This is a genomic window from Pseudomonas sp. CM27, assembly GCF_013179515.1.
Lineage (GTDB): Bacteria > Pseudomonadota > Gammaproteobacteria > Pseudomonadales > Pseudomonadaceae > Aquipseudomonas.
The window spans coordinates 1-18,880 of record NZ_JABMCN010000104.1; the positions used below are offsets into that span (position 1 = coordinate 1).

General features: G+C 63.9%; 19 protein-coding genes. 16 read left to right on the forward strand and 3 right to left on the reverse strand.

Annotated features, from left to right (window positions below):
- Positions 1-41 precede the first annotated feature (41 nt).
- The 12 genes from HP547_RS14605 to HP547_RS14660 all read left to right on the forward strand — a co-directional run bounded on the left by HP547_RS14605 (position 42) and on the right by HP547_RS14660 (position 12,694).
- On the forward strand, positions 42-266 hold the full coding sequence (locus HP547_RS14605) for a hypothetical protein (RefSeq protein ID WP_172286668.1): 225 nt from the start codon (positions 42-44) through the stop codon (positions 264-266).
- Positions 267-341: 75 nt separating this feature from the next.
- Positions 342-701 (forward strand): LexA family transcriptional regulator, encoded by a 360-nt coding sequence (locus HP547_RS14610; protein ID WP_172286669.1) that lies wholly within the window; start codon positions 342-344, stop codon positions 699-701.
- A gap of 690 nt (positions 702-1,391) precedes the next feature.
- Entirely contained in the window at positions 1,392-1,946 is a 555-nt protein-coding gene (locus HP547_RS14615) for a helix-turn-helix domain-containing protein (RefSeq protein ID WP_172218496.1), read from the forward strand.
- A 27-nt stretch (positions 1,947-1,973) separates the two neighbouring features.
- Positions 1,974-3,320, forward strand: coding sequence for a glutamine synthetase family protein (locus tag HP547_RS14620; protein ID WP_172286670.1), 1,347 nt, complete (start codon positions 1,974-1,976; stop codon positions 3,318-3,320).
- A gap of 84 nt (positions 3,321-3,404) precedes the next feature.
- A complete protein-coding gene (locus HP547_RS14625; protein WP_172218492.1) occupies positions 3,405-4,178 on the forward strand; it encodes a gamma-glutamyl-gamma-aminobutyrate hydrolase family protein in 774 nt (257 codons plus the stop codon).
- A 67-nt stretch (positions 4,179-4,245) separates the two neighbouring features.
- Complete coding sequence (locus HP547_RS14630) at positions 4,246-5,604, forward strand: aspartate aminotransferase family protein (RefSeq protein WP_172286671.1); 1,359 nt, start codon at positions 4,246-4,248, stop codon at positions 5,602-5,604.
- Between the two features lie 197 nt (positions 5,605-5,801).
- A complete protein-coding gene (locus HP547_RS14635; protein WP_172218488.1) occupies positions 5,802-6,356 on the forward strand; it encodes a helix-turn-helix domain-containing protein in 555 nt (184 codons plus the stop codon).
- A gap of 116 nt (positions 6,357-6,472) precedes the next feature.
- Positions 6,473-7,186 (forward strand): tellurite resistance TerB family protein, encoded by a 714-nt coding sequence (locus tag HP547_RS14640; protein ID WP_172286672.1) that lies wholly within the window; start codon positions 6,473-6,475, stop codon positions 7,184-7,186.
- A 393-nt stretch (positions 7,187-7,579) separates the two neighbouring features.
- Positions 7,580-8,062, forward strand: coding sequence for a formate dehydrogenase subunit gamma (locus HP547_RS14645; protein WP_172218485.1), 483 nt, complete (start codon positions 7,580-7,582; stop codon positions 8,060-8,062).
- Positions 8,056-9,615, forward strand: coding sequence for an NADH-quinone oxidoreductase subunit NuoF (locus HP547_RS14650; RefSeq protein ID WP_172286673.1), 1,560 nt, complete (start codon positions 8,056-8,058; stop codon positions 9,613-9,615). The genes HP547_RS14645 and HP547_RS14650 overlap by 7 nt, the downstream gene beginning before the upstream one ends.
- On the forward strand, positions 9,612-12,494 hold the full coding sequence (gene fdhF, locus HP547_RS14655; RefSeq protein ID WP_172218481.1) for a formate dehydrogenase subunit alpha: 2,883 nt from the start codon (positions 9,612-9,614) through the stop codon (positions 12,492-12,494). Before HP547_RS14650 ends, fdhF begins: the two co-directional genes overlap by 4 nt.
- Complete coding sequence (locus HP547_RS14660) at positions 12,491-12,694, forward strand: formate dehydrogenase subunit delta (RefSeq protein ID WP_172286674.1); 204 nt, start codon at positions 12,491-12,493, stop codon at positions 12,692-12,694. Before fdhF ends, HP547_RS14660 begins: the two co-directional genes overlap by 4 nt.
- 135 nt (positions 12,695-12,829) lie before the next feature.
- Here the strand turns inward: HP547_RS14660 and HP547_RS14665 are convergent, their stop codons facing one another.
- On the reverse strand, positions 12,830-13,693 hold the full coding sequence (locus HP547_RS14665) for a universal stress protein (RefSeq protein WP_172218477.1): 864 nt from the start codon (positions 13,691-13,693) through the stop codon (positions 12,830-12,832).
- A gap of 151 nt (positions 13,694-13,844) precedes the next feature.
- Here HP547_RS14665 and HP547_RS14670 point away from each other — a divergent pair, with 151 nt between their 5' ends.
- Positions 13,845-14,462, forward strand: a complete 618-nt coding sequence (locus tag HP547_RS14670; protein WP_172218475.1) for a tRNA-(ms[2]io[6]A)-hydroxylase — start codon at positions 13,845-13,847, stop codon at positions 14,460-14,462.
- A 21-nt stretch (positions 14,463-14,483) separates the two neighbouring features.
- On the opposite strand, the gene HP547_RS14675 is transcribed toward HP547_RS14670, so the two are convergent.
- Complete coding sequence (locus tag HP547_RS14675; RefSeq protein WP_172218473.1) at positions 14,484-14,804, reverse strand: YqjD family protein; 321 nt, start codon at positions 14,802-14,804, stop codon at positions 14,484-14,486.
- Between the two features lie 124 nt (positions 14,805-14,928).
- Here HP547_RS14675 and HP547_RS14680 point away from each other — a divergent pair, with 124 nt between their 5' ends.
- Positions 14,929-15,192, forward strand: a complete 264-nt coding sequence (locus tag HP547_RS14680; protein ID WP_172218471.1) for a hypothetical protein — start codon at positions 14,929-14,931, stop codon at positions 15,190-15,192.
- 21 nt (positions 15,193-15,213) lie between these two features.
- Here HP547_RS14680 and HP547_RS14685 read toward each other — a convergent pair whose 3' ends face one another.
- Positions 15,214-15,693: an LEA type 2 family protein gene (locus tag HP547_RS14685; RefSeq protein WP_172218469.1), complete on the reverse strand. Its 480-nt coding sequence runs from the start codon at positions 15,691-15,693 to the stop codon at positions 15,214-15,216.
- 133 nt (positions 15,694-15,826) lie between these two features.
- Between HP547_RS14685 and HP547_RS14690 the strand changes: the two genes are divergently transcribed.
- Positions 15,827-16,951: a sigma-70 family RNA polymerase sigma factor gene (locus HP547_RS14690; RefSeq protein ID WP_172286675.1), complete on the forward strand. Its 1,125-nt coding sequence runs from the start codon at positions 15,827-15,829 to the stop codon at positions 16,949-16,951.
- Between the two features lie 143 nt (positions 16,952-17,094).
- Positions 17,095-18,880 (forward strand): TonB-dependent receptor (locus HP547_RS14695; protein WP_172286676.1); only part of this gene is annotated, 1,786 nt, incomplete at its 3' end.

Sequence of the window (18,880 nt, forward strand, 5' to 3'; positions counted from 1 at the left end):
GTCGATCTATAATGGCCTGACCAAGTGAGCAGGGCATTGCATTGGACAAGCGCATGTTTATCGGGATGGTCGAGGCTGGCGAGCCGCTGATTCAGCAGGCTATCGACGCAATGCGGGAGTATCACCAGGCCCAGGACCGTGGCGCGCCGGAGGAGGAAGTAGAGCGCCTACGCCTTCTGGCCGAGTCGCTGTTCCAGCTGGTTGCGGATTACCAGCTCCGGGTGATTGCGAAGGCGCGAGGTAAGGATTTGCCGCCGTTGCATTAGGCCGCCGATCGGCAGTTGCCCGCGCAAGCGCGGCCATACGATACTGTATCCATATACAGCATATGGCCAACCATCATGAACGCAGCCCTTCCCATCGAGGCCGACGATAAACTGGTCTCGATTGACGACCTGATCCACCTGCGCTCGCCCAGCGTTTACCTAGTGAAGGTTGATGGCGAAAGCATGCAGGGTGCCGGCATCTTTTCCGGTGACCTGCTGGTTGTCGACCGCCTTGTTGAGTCCAAGTCGGGTGACATCATCATCGCCGCGGTGAACGGTGAAGCCACATGCAAGCGCATGGTCATTCGAGAGGGCAGGGTTGTCCTCGTGGCGGACAATCCGAAATATCCGTCCCGGTACATTCTCGAAGGCGACCAGTTCGAGGTGTGGGGCGTGGTGACCCACAGCATTCGGGATCATGACCGTGGACTGTGAGAAACACCGGCAGTGCCATACCGGAATGCCCCCTCAATCCTGCCCAAAAAATGACCAAATCAATGGTCATCCTGCCTTCCTTGCTGAATTTTTGCTTTAGCAAATCTTCAAGCGTCGTTTCTACCCAGTAAACACTGGGCCTTCCCGTTTAATCGACCCGATCCATCATCGGTGCAACGGAAAACCGGCGGGACGGTTCCGCGCCTTGAATTACAGCGGATTCTTGGGGCATCTGGGGCACATATCTGATACCCGGCCGGGTACTGCGCAGCCGGGTGGATTTGGGGAATGCGCATAGTCTACCAACTTGGCCTGCCATGCGTCTGGGCCGGTGATGGCTGGCTGTGCCATACCTGATCGTTCAGTGTATGGCTTGAGACAGGTGATGCTGCAGAGTGGCCAACCGAGAAATCCAGTCAAGCCAACAAGGCTGACAACCATGGCCTGACAGGTTTGGTACGTTGCAACAAATGTGGGAGCGGCGGTGCGGCGATCCGATTCACCCGCGAAGCGCCGCGCGGGCGGCGCTCGATCTCACAGGCGCTGAAACTGCCATGTCGATCACCTATCAGCCCAACGTGCTTGACTGACTGGTACTTGGGTAATCAGTCCCCCCTCACTTGACTCGTGAAAATTTTAGTGTATTTTTTCATGAAAAATAACTCTAAAAATTTCACGGCAGTCCGAATCATGAAGATGCACGAAGAGCTTGAAGCCCTCGCAATCCTTGTTCACGACCTGCGCAAATTCAAGAACCTGACCCTGGGCGAGCTGGCCGAGCGCATCAACCGCTCGGTCGGCTTTCTCTCCCAGGTTGAACGCGGTGTCTCGCGCCCTACGGTTGCAGACCTCACCGCCATCAGCGAAGCGCTCGGTGTGTCCACCGCGTACTTCTACAACCTCAGCAAGCCCCGCAGCGTCAGCTGGGTCACGCGCCCCCACGAGCGGCGCACGCTGTATCTGGAATCGGGCATCACCGATGTGCTGGCGTCGCCCACCATCGCCGGCGCCTTCTCCATGCTCGACAGCCATCTCGAGCCAGGCGCCAGCAGTGGCGAGCCGTACCTCAGTGACCGTTCCGAGCAGGGCTGTTTCGTGCTTGAAGGCGAGCTCACGGTGTGGCTGGACCAGGGCGATGCCGTGACCCTGCAAGCCAACGACTGCTTCCAGCTGCACCCGCATGCGCAGTTTCGCTACGCCAACCTGACGGACAAACCCACCCGTGTGCTCTGGGTCTTCAACTGAATTCGTTCACCTCACAAGGACAAGAAGATGAGTGTCATCTTTCCGGATCTGCTGACTGAAGTGCGCTCGTTCCGGGCGCAGTACCCGGCCATACGTTATGTCGACCTGATTGCGCTGGATATCCCCGGGCACTTCTACGGCAAGCGCTACCCCATGGACATGCTGGAAAAAGTCGCCGCCGGCACGCCACTGAAGTTGCCGCAGAACTGTGTGCTCCTTGGTACCCAGGGTGGCCTGTACCCGATTGGTGACTACTGCTTCGCCGACGGCGACCCGGATGCTGCACGGCGCCTGGTGCCGGGTACTCTGAAGCCGGTGCGCTGGGAGCAGGAAATGATCGCCCAGATGCTTATCACCTCCGACGGCACCGCCAAACCTATCGAGTTCGAGCCCCGTGAAGTGCTGGTCCGCGTCATCCAGCGCCTGGCCAGGCGTGGTATCCGCGCGGTAGTGGCTTTCGAGCTGGAGTTCTACCTGTTCGACCGCAAGCTCGCCAACGGCCAGCCGCAATACCCACGCGACACCGCGAGCGAAGACCCGGACGACCAGCCGAACATGCACATCGAGCGCTTGTCGCGGTTCTCGTCGGTGCTGCACGAAATGGTCGATGGCGCCAACGAGCAGGGCGTGCCGGCCAACGTCATCACGGCGGAGCTGGGCCCAGGCCAGTTCGAGATCAATTTCTCCCACAGCGACGATGCCCTCAGTGCGGCGGACTGGTCGGCGCTGTTCTGCCGCAGTACCCGTGGCATCGCCCTGAAGCACGGCTACCGTGCCAGCTTCATGAGCAAGCCGTACCTGCACGCACCGGGCAGCGGCATGCATGTACACGTAAGCCTGTACGACGACGCCGGCAACAACATTCTGGCCGGCGCCGAACAGCGCAAGCTGCGCCATGCGGTGGCCGGGTGCCTGGAGCTGCTGCCCCACTGCATGCCGATCTTCGCCCCCAACCACAACGCCTACCGCCGTTATGGCGCCATGGTCAACGCGGCGAGCAAGGCCAGCTGGGGCTTCGAAGACCGCGATGCGTGCATTCGCATACCCGAGTCCGACCCGCGCAACCTGCGCATCGAGCACCGCCTCGCTGGCGCCGATGCCAACCCGTACCTGGTGCTGGCCGCCATCCTCACCGGCATGGAGCATGGCCTGGATCGCGGCGTCGAACCTATCGCCCCGCTGAACGACAACCGCCAGAGCGGCATCGATTTCCCCAAGGATGCCCTCAGCGCCCTGGCCGCCATGCGGCACCACCCGGTCCTGAACGAGGGCCTGGGCAGTGAGTTCGTGATGGTCTATTGCGAAAACAAATACCAGGAACAACTGGACTTCATGCAGCACATCGATGCCCGCGAGTACCGCTGGTTCTTGTAGGTGCCGGCGCTCGAACAGCGACGCTGCGCCCTTTCTTTCTAGCGTTTCAATACAACGCGCAATATGGATTTGCCGGAGGAAGATATGCCCCGTGTGCCCGTTATCGGCATTACCGCATGCACCAGCATGATTGAACAGCATGCAACCCAGACCATCAGCGAGAAGTACGCGCGTGCGGCAGCCAAGGCCGCGTCCGGCTTGCCGATCGTGATTCCCAGCCTGGCAGAGCTGATGGACAGCGCCGATATCCTCGACGTGGTGGATGGGCTGATCTTCACCGGTTCGCCGTCCAACATCGAACCGTTCCACTACAACGGGCCGGCGAGTGCCGCAGGCACCCATCACGACCCTTTGCGTGATGCCACCACCTTGCCGCTGATGCGTGCGGCCATTGCCGCCGGGGTGCCGGTGCTGGGCATTTGCCGTGGGTTTCAGGAAATGAACGTGGCGCTGGGCGGCACCCTGCACCAGAACGTTCACCAGACCGGCGTGTTCATGGACCACCGCGAAGGCAAGGACGAGCCCATCGACAAGCAATATGGCCCGCGTCACGCCTTGCATATCGAGCCGGGCGGCATGCTCGAGCGCATGGGCTTGCCGGCGATCATCGAGGTCAATTCCATTCATGCCCAGGGCATCGACGTATTGGCGCACGGGCTGCGGGTGGAGGCGCTGGCGCCCGATGGGCTGGTCGAAGCAATTTCGGTACGCAACAGCAAGGGTTTTGCCCTGGCCGTGCAATGGCACCCCGAGTTCCAGGTGATGGACAACCCCCATTACCTGGCCATCTTCCAGGCCTTCGGCAAAGCCTGTCGGCATCGTTCGGTACTGCGCCAGACGCTGTTGAAGTCGGCCTGAATACCGACCGTCCCCACTGCAAAAATACCCGCGCAGCACGGCTGCGCAACTTGATGGAGTGAAGTCAATGCGTGAACAGAATTCGCAAACCCTCGCCTGGCAGGCCATGAGCCGTGACCATCACCTGGCCCCGTTCAGCGACGTGAAGCAACTGGCCGAGAAAGGCCCGCGCATCATCACCTCGGCCAAGGGCGTATACCTCTGGGACAGCGAGGGCAACAAGATCCTCGATGGCATGGCCGGCCTGTGGTGCGTGGCGGTCGGCTATGGTCGCGATGAGCTGGCCGAGGTTGCCAGCCAGCAGATGAAACAGTTGCCGTACTACAACCTGTTTTTCCAGACCGCGCACCCTCCGGCGCTGGAGCTGGCCAAGGCCATCGCCGATGTGGCGCCGCAAGGCATGAACCATGTGTTTTTCACCGGCTCCGGCTCGGAAGGTAACGACACCGTGCTGCGCATGGTCCGCCACTACTGGGCGATCAAGGGCCAGAGCAGCAAGAAGGTCATCATCGGCCGCATCAACGGCTACCACGGCTCCACCGTGGCAGGCGCGGCCCTGGGCGGCATGAGCGGCATGCACCAGCAGGGCGGGGTGATCCCGGATATCGTGCACATCCCGCAGCCCTACTGGTATGGCGAAGGCGGCGACATGACCGAGGCCGACTTCGGCGTGTGGGCGGCCGAGCAGCTGGAGAAAAAGATCCTGGAAGTGGGCGTGGACAATGTCGCCGCGTTTATCGCCGAACCCATCCAGGGCGCCGGTGGCGTGATCATCCCGCCGCAGACCTACTGGCCGAAGATCAAGGAAATCCTCGCCAGATACGACATCCTGTTCGTCGCCGATGAAGTGATCTGCGGCTTCGGCCGTACCGGGGAGTGGTTCGGTACCGATTACTACGACCTCAAGCCCGACCTGATGACCATCGCCAAGGGCCTTACCTCTGGCTACATTCCCATGGGCGGTGTGATCGTGCGGGACGACGTGGCCAAGGTCATCAGCGAAGGCGGCGATTTCAACCACGGCTTCACCTATTCCGGGCACCCGGTGGCGGCTGCGGTGGGCCTGGAGAACCTGCGGATCCTGCGGGACGAGCAGATCATCGAGCAGGTCCGGGAAAAAACCGCGCCTTATCTGCAACAACGCCTGCGCGAGCTGGCCGACCACCCGCTGGTAGGCGAAGTGCGCGGCCTGGGCATGCTCGGTGCGATCGAGCTGGTGAAAGACAAGGCCACCCGTGCCCGTCATGATGGCAAAGGTGTCGGCATGATCTGTCGCCAGCACTGCTTCGACAACGGCCTGATCATGCGCGCCGTGGGCGACACCATGATCATCGCGCCGCCGCTGGTGATCAGCATCGAGGAAATCGACGAACTGGTGGCAAAAGCGCGCACGTGCCTGGATTTGACGTACGAGGCGGTTCGTTAAGGATAGAGGGCCTGGCTGTCCATATTCAGCGCCTGTGAGATCGAGCGCCGCCCGCGCGGCGCTTCGCAGCACAAGGCTGCTACATTTGTTTCGGGACAATTATTCCTGAGGCAGCCGCGCCAAGGCATTTTGCTTTGTCAGGTGAATCATGTACTTTTCAGGGCATCAATTTCCCGTCCGAAAGTCGCGATTCAACTATGAAAGTGCATGAAGAAGTCGAAGGCCTGGCAGTACTGATTCGCGACCTGCGCAAGTTCAAAGGCCTCACCTTGGGCGAACTGGCCCAGCGCATCGGCCGTTCGGTGGGCTTTCTGTCCCAGGTCGAGCGCGGCGTATCGCGCCCGACCGTGGCCGACCTCACGGCCATCAGTGAAGAGCTTGGCGTGTCGACGGCCTATTTCTACAAGCTGGAAAAGCCCCGCGAACTCGACTGGGTCACCCGCCCTCACGAGCGTCGCACGCTGCACTTGGCCGGCGGTATCACCGATGTGCTGGCATCGCCCAGCATATCCGGCGCCTTCTCCATGCTCGACAGCCACCTGCAGCCGGGCGCCAGCAGCGGCGAGGCGTACTTGGACGACAGTTCGGAACAAGGCTGTTTCGTGCTCGAAGGCGAGCTGACCGTCTGGCTGGATGGCGGCGAGCCGGTAACGCTGCAGGCCAGTGACAGTTTCCAGCTGCAACCTCACGCAAGGTTTCGCTACGCCAACCTCACCGACAAGCCCACCCGGGTGCTCTGGGTGTTCAGCTGAGGCGAGGGCGCACCACAGTCATCCGCGTGGCTATCGCGCCAGACGGTCATGGCGTATCGCTTTGAGGGGGCTATCGTTGCTTGTCTGGGCAACGACTACCAGCCGAGGGCGGAGCCATGAACACCAGTGATCTGCTTGAACAGTTACTCAGGGCCGGGCAAGGCTCGCAAGCGCAACAAGGAAGTGCCGGCCCGTCATCGCAGGACACCCTGGGCGGGTTGCTTGGCGGCTTGTTCGGTGGCGGCGATGCCACGCGCGGCGGTGGCGGCCTTAGTGGTCTGCTGGGCGGTCTGTTGGGTGGCAGTGGCGGCAGCGCTGGCGGCTTTGCCCAGGGGCGCTCCGCGGGTGGCAGCAACTACGCGGCCTTGGCATCGTTGGGCATGATGGCGTTCCAGGCCTATCAAAGCTGGCAGCGCAGCCAGGCGGCAGCCCCGCAGGCAGCGCTTCGTACGGTCGATCAATTGTCCGGCCCCGAGGCCGAGGGCCACAGCCATGCAATCCTGCGTGCGCTGATTGCGGCAGCCAAGGCTGACGGCCGTGTCGACGAGCAGGAACAACAGTTGATCTACGCGGAGATCAAACGGCAAACCAGCGACCCGCAACTGCAGCAATGGCTGGATGAGGAAGTCGGCAAGCCACTCGATGCTGCCGAGGTGGCCCGGTCGGCCCAGGACCCGGCCATGGCTGCGGAAATGTACCTGGCCAGCGTAATGCTGGTGGACGACCAGCAGGACGCAGAGCGCGCCTACCTGGACGAACTGGCCGCCGCACTGCAGCTCGATCCGGCATTGCAACTGCAGCTGGAACAGCAGGCCAAAGGCGCCGCTTGAACGGGCCAGAGGTTGATGTCGGCATGCGTTGAAACCGGGGAAACCGGGTTCTCTAGGTCCACGGGCCGCTCTGTTTCCTTGATGGTGCAGGCTTTTGCCGCGCTGCCAGGGCAGGGCACCTGCTACTGCAACCCCTGTACCTGCCCCTCCCGCAGCCAGAACCACCGCAGGTCGGTTTCAGAATGCGCCTGGTCGCTCGCACGCAACCCTCAAACGCTACAAGTGCCATGCTTGCAGGATGCCTAGGGACCAGTGCGCGCAGACGCGCGGCCGTGGGCGAGGAGGCCGCCAGCTCCACGCAACCGTGACGTGGCCGGCGCGCCGCAGCAGAACACGCCGGATACCTGCCCTTACAACAATTCAGGCGGGGTCCGTGATTCCGAGGTCCGCTGTATGCCTGATGAATTGCTCCACCTGCCCGTGATCCAGCGCATCCTGGCGCGCGACAAGGATACCCCTGGCGCGCTGCTGCCGATCCTGCACGCCATCCAGCACGACATCGGTTTCATCCCGGAAGCCGCCATTCCCGAAATCGCCCATGCCTTGAACCTCAGCCTGGCCGAGGTGCACGGGGTAATCAGCTTCTACCACGACTTCCGCACCGCTGCGCCAGCACGCCACACCCTGCGCCTGTGCCGCGCCGAGTCGTGCCAGAGCCGTGGCGCCGAGGCCCTGGCCGCGCAGCTGCGCGAGCAGCTGGCACTGGACGACCACGGCACCAGCGCCGACGGTGCCATCAGCCTGCGCCCGGTGTACTGCCTGGGCGCCTGCGCCTGCTCGCCGGCGCTGGAACTGGACGGCCAGGTGCACGCACGGCTCACCCCGGAGCGCTTGCGCGCCCTGGTGAACGGTTGCCGGGAGGACGCAGCATGCTGAAGGTGTACATCCCTTGTGATTCGATCGCCCGTGCCGTCGGCGCCGATCAGGTTGCCGATGCCTTGCAGCGCGAGGCTGCGCGCCGCCAGTTGCCGGTGGAGATCCAGCGCACCAGTTCGCGCGGGCTCTACTGGCTGGAGCCGCTGCTGGAGTGCGACAGCTTCCAGGGTCGCCTGGGTTTCGGCCCGGTCACCCCGCAGGACGTGCCATCGTTGCTCGATGCTTTAGCCGGCGAACCCGGCGGCCACTCGCTGGCGCTGGGGCCAGTCGAGGCAATACCTTATCTCAAGACCCAGCAACGCCTGCTGTTCGCCCGAGCCGGCATTACCCGGCCACTGTCGCTGGACGACTACCGCGCCAACGGCGGCTTTGCCGGTCTTGCAGCGGCGGTGGCCCTGGACGGGGCCGAAGTGGTCGCTGCCGTGCTCGATTCCGGTCTGCGCGGCCGGGGCGGCGCAGCGTTCCCGGCCGGCATCAAGTGGCGTACGGTGCGGGACGCGGGGGCCGGGCAGAAGTACGTGGTCTGCAACGCCGACGAAGGCGATTCCGGCACCTTCGCCGACCGCATGCTGATGGAAGGCGACCCCTTCCTGCTGATCGAAGGCATGATCATCGCCGGCCTGGCAGTGGGCGCCGACAAGGGCTACATCTATGTGCGCTCTGAATACCCCGACGCCATTCGCGTGCTGAACCAGGCCTTCGCCCTGGCGCGTGATGCCGGCTACCTGGGCAGCGATGTCGCCGGCAGCGGCCAGGCGTTCGACCTGGAAGTGCGGGTGGGGGCGGGCGCCTATATCTGTGGCGAAGAAACCGCGCTGCTCGAATCCATCGAAGGCAAGCGCGGCATTGTCCGCGCCAAACCACCGCTGCCGGCACTGCAGGGGCTGTTTGGGCTGCCGACGCTGGTGCACAACGTGCTCACCCTGGCTTCGGTGCCCATCATCCTGGCCAAAGGCGCAGCGTTCTATCGTGATTTCGGCATGGGCCGTTCGCTGGGCACCATGCCGTTCCAGCTGGCCGGCAACATCCGCCAGGGTGGCCTGGTGGAACGCGCCTTCGGCCTGACCCTGCGTGAGCTGGTCGAAGGCTACGGCGGCGGCACAGCCAGTGGCCGGCCGCTGAAGGCCGCGCAAGTCGGCGGCCCGCTGGGTGCCTGGGTGCCGCCCAGCCACTTTGATACGCCCCTGGACTACGAAGCCTTCGCGGCCATGGGCGCGATGCTCGGTCACGGCGGCGTGGTGGTGGCCGACGACACCCTGAACATGGCCAGCATGGCGCGCTTCGCCCTGCAGTTCTGCGCCGAAGAGTCCTGCGGTAAATGCACCCCGTGCCGCATCGGCTCCACCCGCGGCATGGAAGTGGTCGACCGGCTGATCGCCAGCAGCGATTTCACCGAGCGCCACGACCAGGCGCTGTTGCTGCGCGACCTGTGCGACACCCTGCAATATGGCTCGCTGTGCGCCATGGGCGGCATGACCGCGTACCCTGTGGCCAGCGCCCTCAAGTACTTCCCCGCCGATTTTGGGCTGACCACCACGGAGGCCGCGCAGTGATCAATTACTTCGACCCCGATTTTGATAAAAGCAGCGACCTCGGCACCCCGGCCCGTGACAGCGAGGTACAGGTCAGCCTGCACATCGATGGCCGCGCCATCAGCGTGCCAGCCGGCACGTCGGTAATGCGCGCCGCAGCCATGCTCGGCACCAGCATTCCCAAGCTGTGCGCCACAGACAGCCTTGAAGCCTTCGGCTCATGCCGCATGTGCATGGTGGAAATCGAGGGCATGCGCGGCTACCCGGCGTCCTGCACCACCCCGGTCAGCGAAGGCATGCAGGTGCGTACCGAAACCCCGCGCCTGGCGGGCCTGCGCCGCAACGTGATGGAGTTGTACATCTCCGACCACCCGCTGGACTGCCTGACCTGCTCGGCCAACGGCAACTGCGAGCTGCAGACCGTGGCCGGCCAGGTCGGCCTGCGCGAGGTGCGCTACGGCTATGACGGGGCCAACCACCTGGCCGAAAAAAAGGACGTCTCCAACCCGTATTTCGACTACGAGCCGAGCAAGTGCATCGTCTGCAGCCGCTGTGTACGCGCCTGCGAGGACATCCAGGGTACCTTTGCCCTGACCATCACCGGGCGTGGCTTCGAGTCGCGGGTGGCGGCTGCGGGTGGTGAAAATTTCCTGGCCTCGGAGTGCGTGTCCTGCGGCGCCTGCGTGCAGGCCTGCCCGACCGCAACCCTGACCGAAAAGAGCCTGGTCCAGCTTGGCCAGCCTGAGCGTTCGGTCATCACTACCTGCGCGTACTGCGGTGTCGGCTGCTCGTTCCGCGCTGAAATGAAGGGTGACACGCTGGTGCGCATGGTCCCCGACAAGAACGGCGGTGCCAACCACGGCCACGCCTGCGTCAAGGGCCGCTTCGCCTGGGGTTACGCCACCCACCCGGACCGCATCACCAGACCGATGATCCGCAAGCGGCTGGAAGACCCGTGGCAGGAGGTCAGCTGGGACGAGGCGGTGAATTACGCCGCCAGCGAGTTCCGTCGCATTCAGCTCAAGTACGGGCGCGACTCCATCGGTGGTATCACCTCCAGCCGCTGCACCAACGAAGAAGCCTACCTGGTGCAGAAACTGGTGCGCACTGCCTTCGGTAACAACAATGTCGATACCTGCGCGCGGGTGTGCCATTCACCCACCGGCTATGGCCTGAAGCAGACCCTCGGCGAATCGGCCGGCACGCAAAGCTTCGATTCGGTGATGCAGGCCGACGTGGTGCTGGTGATCGGCGCCAACCCTACCGACGCCCATCCGGTGTTCGGCTCGCAGCTCAAGCGCCGCCTGCGCCAGGGCGCACGGCTGATCGTGATCGACCCCCGGCGCATCGACCTGGTCGATTCGCCGCACGCCCGTGCAGACCTGCACCTGCAACTGCGCCCGGGCACCAACGTGGCCATGCTCAACGCGTTGGCCCATGTGATCGTCACCGAGGGCCTGCTGGCCCAGCGCTTCATCGATGCCCGCTGCGAAACCGCAGACTTCGCCCGCTGGCGCGATTTCGTCAGCCTGGCGGACAACGCCCCCGAGCTGCTCGGCCCGGTCTGCGGCGTACCCGCCGAGCAGATTCGCGCCGCTGCCCGGCTCTACGCCACCGGCGGCAACGCGGCCATCTATTACGGCCTGGGCGTGACCGAGCACAGCCAGGGCAGTACCGCCGTCATGGGCATCGCCAACCTGGCCATGGCCACCGGCAACATCGGCCGCGAAGGGGTAGGGGTAAACCCGTTGCGCGGGCAGAACAACGTGCAGGGATCGTGCGACATGGGCTCGTTCCCCCACGAACTGCCCGGTTACCGGCATATTTCCAACGAAGGGGTACGCGCCGAGTTCGAGCGGGCCTGGGGCGTGACCTTGCAGCCTGACCCGGGGCTGCGCATTCCCAACATGTTCGAGGCGGCGCTGGACGGTAGCTTCAAGGCCCTGTACTGCCAGGGCGAGGACATCGCCCAGAGCGACCCCAATACCCAGCACGTCACTGCTGCCTTGCGCGCCATGGAGTGCGTGGTGGTGCAGGATATCTTCCTGAATGAAACCGCCAAGTTCGCCCATGTGTTCCTGCCGGGCAGTTCGTTCCTGGAAAAGGACGGCACCTTCACCAACGCCGAGCGGCGTATCTCGCGGGTGCGCAAGGTCATGGAGCCGCTGGCCGGCAAGGCCGACTGGGAGGCCACCGTGGCCCTGGCCAACGCGCTGGGCTATCCGATGAACTACCAGCATCCGTCCCAGATCATGGAGGAAATCGCCCGCCTGACGCCCACCTTCCGCCGCGTCAGCTACGCCGAAATCGACCGCCAGGGCAGCCTGCAATGGCCCTGCAACGACGCCGCGCCGGACGGCACGCCGACCATGCACATCGACCAGTTCGTGCGCGGCAAGGGGCGCTTCATGCTGACCGGCTATGTGCCCACCGACGAGAAGGTCAACAACCGTTACCCACTGCTGCTGACCACCGGGCGCATCCTCAGCCAGTACAACGTCGGCGCCCAGACCCGGCGTACCGGCAACGTCGCCTGGCATGATGCCGACCGCCTCGAAATCCACCCGACCGACGCCGAAAGCCGTGGCATCCAGGACGGTGACTGGGTCGGCATCGGCAGCCGCGCCGGGCAGACCGTGCTACGGGCCAAAGTCAGTGCGCGGGTGGCGCCGGGGGTGGTGTACACCACTTTCCACTTCCCCGAGTCGGGGGCCAACGTGATCACTACCGACAACTCGGACTGGGCCACCAACTGCCCCGAGTACAAGGTCACAGCGGTGGAGGTGGTGAAGGTGTTCCAGCCGTCGCAATGGCAGCAGCGTTACCAGGACTTCAGTGATGAACAGCGGCGCCTGCTGCAGGAACGCCGTACAGCGGAGCAAGCCGAGGTACGCCGATGAGCAGCGACAACCTGGTCAAGATGGCCAACCAGATTGCCCATTACTTCGACAGCGAGCCAGACCGTGCGCTGGCGGTGCAAGGGGTGCGGCAGCATTTGCAGAGCTTCTGGACGCCGGCCATGCGCCAGCAGCTGGCAGCCTGGGTTGCGGCTAACGAAGGGGAGGGGGTGGACCTGAAAGTGCGCGAAGCATTGGCGTAGCGGCTGGTGCTTTTTGGGGCTGCTTCGCAGCCCATCGCCGGCAAGCCAGCTCCCACAGGTGCTGCGCATGGCTTCAGGTCAATGCGGTCGATGTGGGAACTGGCTTGCCGGCGATAGGGCCCTGGCAGGTCGAACTCAGCCGCGGGCCAGTTCGGCCAGGTGGGCGATGGCTTCTTCGCTTTTGAGTACCAGTACATCGCCCTCCAGCTTGTCCAGCACCACTTCCGAGGTATTGCCGATCAACGCCCCGGTAATCCCGGTACGGCACACGGTGCCGATCACCGTTACCACCGCATCGAGCTTCTGTGCGGTATGCGGGATCAGCACATCCGCCGGCCCTTCAGCCACATGCAGGCACTCGTCGCTGATGCCGTACTCGGCCTGGAACGCGTTGCATGCTTCGCGGTAGCGCTGTTCGATGGTCTCGCTCAGCTGGTACGTCGGGTCCGAGGCCGACAGCATTGGCGACGGATGGGCACTGATGACGTGCAGCTCACCCTTGGCCAGTTTGGCGATCTCGAAGCCATGGTCGATGATGCTGGCATGTAGGCGGCGGTGGTCTTCGTCCTGGTTGCCCACGTCCACTGCGGCCAGCACCTTGCCCGCGGTCCAGGGCCGCTCGCTCTTGACCATCAGCACCGCACACGGGCACTGGCGCAGCAGCTTCCAGTCACTGGGGGTGAGCAGGGCCTTCTTCAGCGGGTTGTCCGGGCGGTGCTCCTTGATCACCAGCTCGCAGCCTTCGGCCTGCTGCACGGCAATGATGGATTCATGCAGGGTGTCGTGCCTGGCCTGTTCATGGGTGACGTTGTCATAACCGTCATCATGCAGCTGGCTGCTCAGCAGGCTCAGCAACGCGCTGTGGTCATGCCGCTTGTCGCACATCAGCAGGTGCAGGCGTGCGCCGGTGACGCCGGCAATCAGCTTGGCCCGGGTCAGCGCCCGGCTGTGGGCGTGGTCGGGGTCGAGGACGACGAGGATGCTGCGGACGGCTTGCATGGGGGCAACTCCCTTCAAAGGTGGCACCGGTGCTTGACTATAGCTGGTGCTACCCTGGCTGGCGCTTGATGTACATCAAGCATAGTCACTGGCGCCAACGGCCGCCGCCGGTATAATCGCCGACCCTGCCTGTTCTGTGTGGTCGCACCCTATGTCCCTGATCCCCGAAATCGACGCCTTTCTTGGCTGCCCGACGCCAGACGCCTGGATCGAAGCGGCGCTCGCCGACCAGGAAACCCTGCTGATCGACCACAAGAACTGCGAATTCAAGGCCGCCAGCACCGCCTTGAGCCTGATGGCCAAGTACAATACCCACCTCGACCTGATCAATATGATGTCGCGCCTGGCCCGCGAAGAGCTGGTGCACCACGAGCAGGTGCTGCGCCTGATGAAGCGCCGCGGCGTGCCACTGCGCCCGGTCTCGGCCGGGCGTTATGCCTCGGGCTTGCGCCGCCTGGTGCGGTCCCACGAGCCGGTCAAGCTGGTGGACACGCTGGTGGTGGGGGCGTTCATCGAGGCGCGCAGCTGCGAGCGTTTCGCCGCACTGGTACCGCACCTGGATGAGGAGCTGGGCCGCTTCTACCACGGCCTGCTGAAAAGCGAAGCGCGCCACTACCAGGGCTACCTGAAACTGGCGCACAACTATGGCGATGAGGCGGACATCGCCTGCCGGGTGGAGCTGGTTCGTGCAGCAGAAGTGGAGCTGATCCAGTCACCGGACCAGGAGCTGCGCTTTCACAGTGGCATACCCTTGGCGCAGGCCGCCTGATCGCACCAGGCGGCCCGGCGTTCAGTTGCGCCGACCCAGCAGCAGGCCGACCACCAGGCCGAAACCTGCAGAAATGGCCACCGTCTGCCACGGGTGGCCACCAATGTAGTCCTGGGTGGCGTCCACCACTGGCTGCGCCTTGTCACGCATGTTACCGGCGGCCTGGCGCGCCTGCTTGAGCTTGAGGCTGACCTGCGCGCGCAGGTTATCTGCCTCTTCGCCAACCAGGGCGGCGCTCTCGGTCAGCAGCTTCTCCGATTCTTCGATCAGCGACTGCAACTCGCTGAATACCTGGTCCTTGATCTGATCGCTGTCAGCCTGTGCGGCGTTTTTGCGGGCCATGAACTCGTCCTCGTCGATGGGGTGGTTTGAACAATGGATACTTGTGCACCGGAAAAGTTGCGTCGGCGTGACGGCGGCACGCTGGTGTAAGATAGCCGCCATTTACGGATCAGGCAGGTGAGTCATGAGTTTCAATCTGGCCAACATGAGCTTCGAGGAACGGGCGCAGATCGAGGCTGAAAAGGCCCGGCTGTTCGCGATGTGGCAGAGCAACCTGGGCAAGGCCAAGGGCGACGCTGCCCGGCTGATTGCCGAAAAACCGCGGCGCAAGGGCAAATGGGCCGAGTGGGTGCGCGCCGAGCTGGAGGGCATGACCCCGCCCGAATACGCCAGCATGGTGCGCAGCGAAGTCAACAAGCTGATGGCTGCCGCCAGCGCCAGCCGCTGATTGCAACCCGTCGGGCGCTTGTCAGTACGTGCCCTTGGGCAAGTCCAGCTTGCCCTCGTCGGTAAAGCGCACGGTGCCCAGCGGCCCACCGGCCAGCTTGCCGCGAAGCTTGTACGGCAGGCCCTGCAGCGAGTTCACCTGGCCCAGCCCATAGGCCTGGCGCAGGAAGGAAAATGCCGTGATGCTTACCGGCACCACAATTACTGCTTCGTCGTAACGGCCAATATGGCCTTGCTGGTCACTGACCCCGGCGGCCAGCGGTTGGCCGTTAACCTCCAGGTTCAGGGCGATGCCGTTGTAGTCGATGGCGGCCTCGTTGGGGTTTTGCACCCGCATTTTCACTGCCATGCGCATTTCCAGCTCCTGCCCGGGCAGCGGCTCGATGCCGATCACGCTGATGTTCAGCGGGTCGCGTGGCTGTAAAAGTGCACAGGCCCCAAGGCCGTAAGCCATCAACAGGACCAGAAGCCAGCGGGTAGAGCGGTGCAGAAGGGCAGTCATGGGGGCGGCCTTGCCAGAGAAAACACGCTGGCAGTGTGGCAAATACGAGTCGGCGTTGAAAGTGATCGTCGAGATGAAAGATACTGTTTCTCATTAACGCCCGATAATTTCTCCTACTGGCCTTTCCCAACCCATGCTGACGTCTCCCGTGTCGAGCCTGCTGGCGAGTTTCCAGGAGCACTACGACGACCTGCTGCAGTTTCTGACCCGGCGCATGAGCGACCGCCAGCGTGCGGCCGACGTGGCACAGGAAACCTACCTGAAACTGCTGCACATCGATGAGCAGGCGGTGCCGGTGCTGCATGCGCGCAGTTTCATCTTCCGTGTGGCTGGCAACCTGGCCATCGATACCTTGCGCCGCGAACGGCGCATTGCCGCCAGCCACCACGACAGCGACGGGGCAAGCGAGCTGGCGTGCCCGGCGCCGGCACCTGAGGCGGCACTGCTGGCTCGCGAGCGGCTGCAGATTCTTGATCAAGCGCTGTTGCAACTGCCTGCCAATGCCCGCCAAGCGCTGTTGCTCAACCGCATCGAGGGCCTGACCCAGGCGCAGATCGCACTGCGCCTGGGCGTTTCCGAGAGCATGGTGGCCAAATACATTGGCCAGGCCCTGCGCCATTGCCGCGGCTGGCTGAAACAGGCGGGCGTGGCGGCCTCGGTAGTCTTGCTGGTCGCGGCAGTAGCTGGCTGGCAGCAGGCGCCGATGCTGTTGGCCGATTACCACACCGGAGTGGGTGAGCGGCGGGTGATTACCTTGGCCGATGGCACACGCGTCACGTTGAACAGCGCCAGTGCCTTGAGCGTCACATACACTGACCGTGAGCGGCGGGTGGTGCTGGCGTCTGGTGAGGCCCTGTTCGAGACCGCTGATGATGCACGGCCTTTCGTGGTCGATAGCGCGGGTGAGCGGGTGCAGGGCAGTGCCGCCACCTTCAGCGTGCGCCGCGATGGCCGCGTGGTATTGGCGCAAGGCGAAGCCAAGGTCGGCGAGCATGAACTGGCGATAGCGGCCGATGCCAGCGTGCAGATGGCCTGGCAACGCGGCAAGCTGATCTTCAATGGCAAGCCGCTGGGCCAGGTGCTGGCCGAGCTTGAGCGCTACCGGCACGGGCATATCGTGCTGTCCGACCGCCAGCTGGCGGCGATGGAGGTGAGCGGGGTGTTCGACCTGGATGAACCTGAGGCCTTGCTGCGTACTTTGGAGCAGCGTTATGGCCTGAAGGTCACCTACCTGCCGTGGTTGGCCGTGGTGCATTGATCGGCATGTAGAAGCCGCAAAGAGGCCGAAGCGAAAAAAATTCATCCAGCACTGCAAGTTCCTGCAAGCCAGATCGTCGTAGTGGGACTGATCAGCAACCCATTCTCATCTACGACTTGTCTGGAAGCTCATTCGTGCCTCTGATGCTCAAGCCCTTGCACCACCGCCGCAGCCCTGTCCACCATGCCCTGATGTCCTGCAGTGCCCTGGCCATGCTGGCCGGCCCGCTGCCGACCTGGGCCGCCCCGGCGGCCGAGCCGGCCCAGGTTCAGGCCCGCCAGGTCCAGCTCGACCTGCCAGCTCAGCCCCTGGACCAGGCCCTGACCGCGTTTGCCGACCAGGCTGGGCTGCACCTGCTGTACACCACCGGCGATGTCGCCGGCCAGGTCAGCCCCGCCTTGCAAGGCAGCTACAGCATCGAGCAGGCGCTGCAGCAGCTGCTGGCCGGCAGTGGCATGCGCTGGCATTTCAGCGACGCCCGCACGGTCACCCTGCGCACGGCCCAGCCAGCGCCGCAGGCGGTCAACCTAAAGCCGATTCAGGTCAGCGTCGCCTCGCGTACCAGCACCGCGATCAGCGAAATCCCCGGCACGGTCTGGGTGGTCGACCAGCAGCAGCTGCGTGAGCAGATCGACAGCGGCGTCAGCCTGAAGGAAGCTATCGGCAAGCTGGTGCCGGGCCTCGACCTGGCCCCGGAAGGACGTACCAACTACGGCCAGAACATGCGCGGGCGCAACGTGCTGGTGATGATCGACGGGGTCAGCCAGAACAGCTCGCGCGGCCTGTCGCGCCAGTTCGACAGCATTTCGCCGTTCAACGTCGAGCGGGTTGAGGTGCTGTCCGGCGCGAGTGCCATTTATGGCGGCGGCGCCACCGGCGGCATCATCAATATCGTGACTAAAAAGGGCGAGCCTGGCCCGGCGCGCTTCGAGACCCAGCTAGGCGCCAGCAGCGGCTTCAACAACAGCGACGACCTGGCCACGCGCTTTGCCCAGTCGATCAGTGGCGGCAACGAGCGGGTCAATGCCCGCCTGGGTATCTCCGGCGAGCAGAACGAAGCCTTCTACGACGGTGCTGGCGACCAGATCTTCATCGACAATACCCAGACCGACCTTCAGTACAACCGCACCATCGACGTACTGGGCACCCTGGGCTTGCAGCTGAACGACCAGCAGAGCCTCGACCTGCTGGCCCAGTACTATGACTCGGGCAACCATGGCAGCACCGGCATCTACTTCCCCAGCCTGAACTACAACTCGCCGTCTGACCTGGAAGACGCTGAGCTGCGCAGTGGTTATTCGTCCGACCTGGAGCCGCGTACCCGTCGCCTGCTGCTGAACGCCAACTACCACCACACCGATGTGCTGGGCCAGGACTTCTACCTGCAGGCGTCCTACCGCAAGGAAGACGACAACTTCTACCCGTTCCCCTACTACAACCGCGCCACGCCCACCGGCTCGCGCGGCGTGTACTTCGCCGCCTCGCAGCAGAACTTCGAGGTCACCAGCCTCAAGGGCCTGTTCGCCAAGCAGTGGGACACGCTGAAGCTGACCTACGGCGTCGATCTGGACCGCGAGCGCTTCAACGCCGAGCAGACCACCTTCAACGCCCTGACCTCGTCGGCGTCGGGTGGCCTTGACATGGAAAAGGAGAGCAAGGCCGCGCGTTACCCAAGCTACCGGGTCGACGGCGTGTCGGTGTACGCCCAGCTCGATTGGCATGCCAGCGACAACCTGACTCTGTCCGGCGGTGCCCGGCGCCAGCAGATGGACGTAGACGTCAGCGACTTCAAGGGCGTGCCCGGCGGCAGCAACGATTACCAGGTCAACCTGTTCAACCTCGGCGCCATCTACGACTTCAAGAACGGCCACCAGGTCTGGACCAACTACGGCGAAGGCTTCGACCTGCCGGACCCGGCCAAGTACTACG

What these genes read in the sequence shown, in the direction of transcription:
- HP547_RS14615 (WP_172218496.1), top strand. Translation starts at nt 1,392, where the DNA reads ATGAAGATGCACGAAGAGCTTGAAGCCCTCGCAATCCTTGTTCACGAC.
- HP547_RS14650 (WP_172286673.1), top strand. Translation starts at nt 8,056, where the DNA reads ATGCTGAAGGTGTACATCCCTTGTGATTCGATCGCCCGTGCCGTCGGC.
- HP547_RS14630 (WP_172286671.1), top strand. Translation starts at nt 4,246, where the DNA reads ATGCGTGAACAGAATTCGCAAACCCTCGCCTGGCAGGCCATGAGCCGT.
- HP547_RS14690 (WP_172286675.1), top strand. Translation starts at nt 15,827, where the DNA reads ATGCTGACGTCTCCCGTGTCGAGCCTGCTGGCGAGTTTCCAGGAGCAC.
- HP547_RS14610 (WP_172286669.1), top strand. Translation starts at nt 342, where the DNA reads ATGAACGCAGCCCTTCCCATCGAGGCCGACGATAAACTGGTCTCGATT.
- HP547_RS14660 (WP_172286674.1), top strand. Translation starts at nt 12,491, where the DNA reads ATGAGCAGCGACAACCTGGTCAAGATGGCCAACCAGATTGCCCATTAC.
- HP547_RS14635 (WP_172218488.1), top strand. Translation starts at nt 5,802, where the DNA reads ATGAAAGTGCATGAAGAAGTCGAAGGCCTGGCAGTACTGATTCGCGAC.
- HP547_RS14675 (WP_172218473.1), bottom strand. Translation starts at nt 14,804, where the DNA reads ATGGCCCGCAAAAACGCCGCACAGGCTGACAGCGATCAGATCAAGGAC.
- HP547_RS14640 (WP_172286672.1), top strand. Translation starts at nt 6,473, where the DNA reads ATGAACACCAGTGATCTGCTTGAACAGTTACTCAGGGCCGGGCAAGGC.
- HP547_RS14670 (WP_172218475.1), top strand. Translation starts at nt 13,845, where the DNA reads ATGTCCCTGATCCCCGAAATCGACGCCTTTCTTGGCTGCCCGACGCCA.
- HP547_RS14625 (WP_172218492.1), top strand. Translation starts at nt 3,405, where the DNA reads ATGCCCCGTGTGCCCGTTATCGGCATTACCGCATGCACCAGCATGATT.
- HP547_RS14680 (WP_172218471.1), top strand. Translation starts at nt 14,929, where the DNA reads ATGAGTTTCAATCTGGCCAACATGAGCTTCGAGGAACGGGCGCAGATC.
- HP547_RS14665 (WP_172218477.1), bottom strand. Translation starts at nt 13,693, where the DNA reads ATGCAAGCCGTCCGCAGCATCCTCGTCGTCCTCGACCCCGACCACGCC.
- HP547_RS14645 (WP_172218485.1), top strand. Translation starts at nt 7,580, where the DNA reads ATGCCTGATGAATTGCTCCACCTGCCCGTGATCCAGCGCATCCTGGCG.
- HP547_RS14620 (WP_172286670.1), top strand. Translation starts at nt 1,974, where the DNA reads ATGAGTGTCATCTTTCCGGATCTGCTGACTGAAGTGCGCTCGTTCCGG.
- HP547_RS14685 (WP_172218469.1), bottom strand. Translation starts at nt 15,693, where the DNA reads ATGACTGCCCTTCTGCACCGCTCTACCCGCTGGCTTCTGGTCCTGTTG.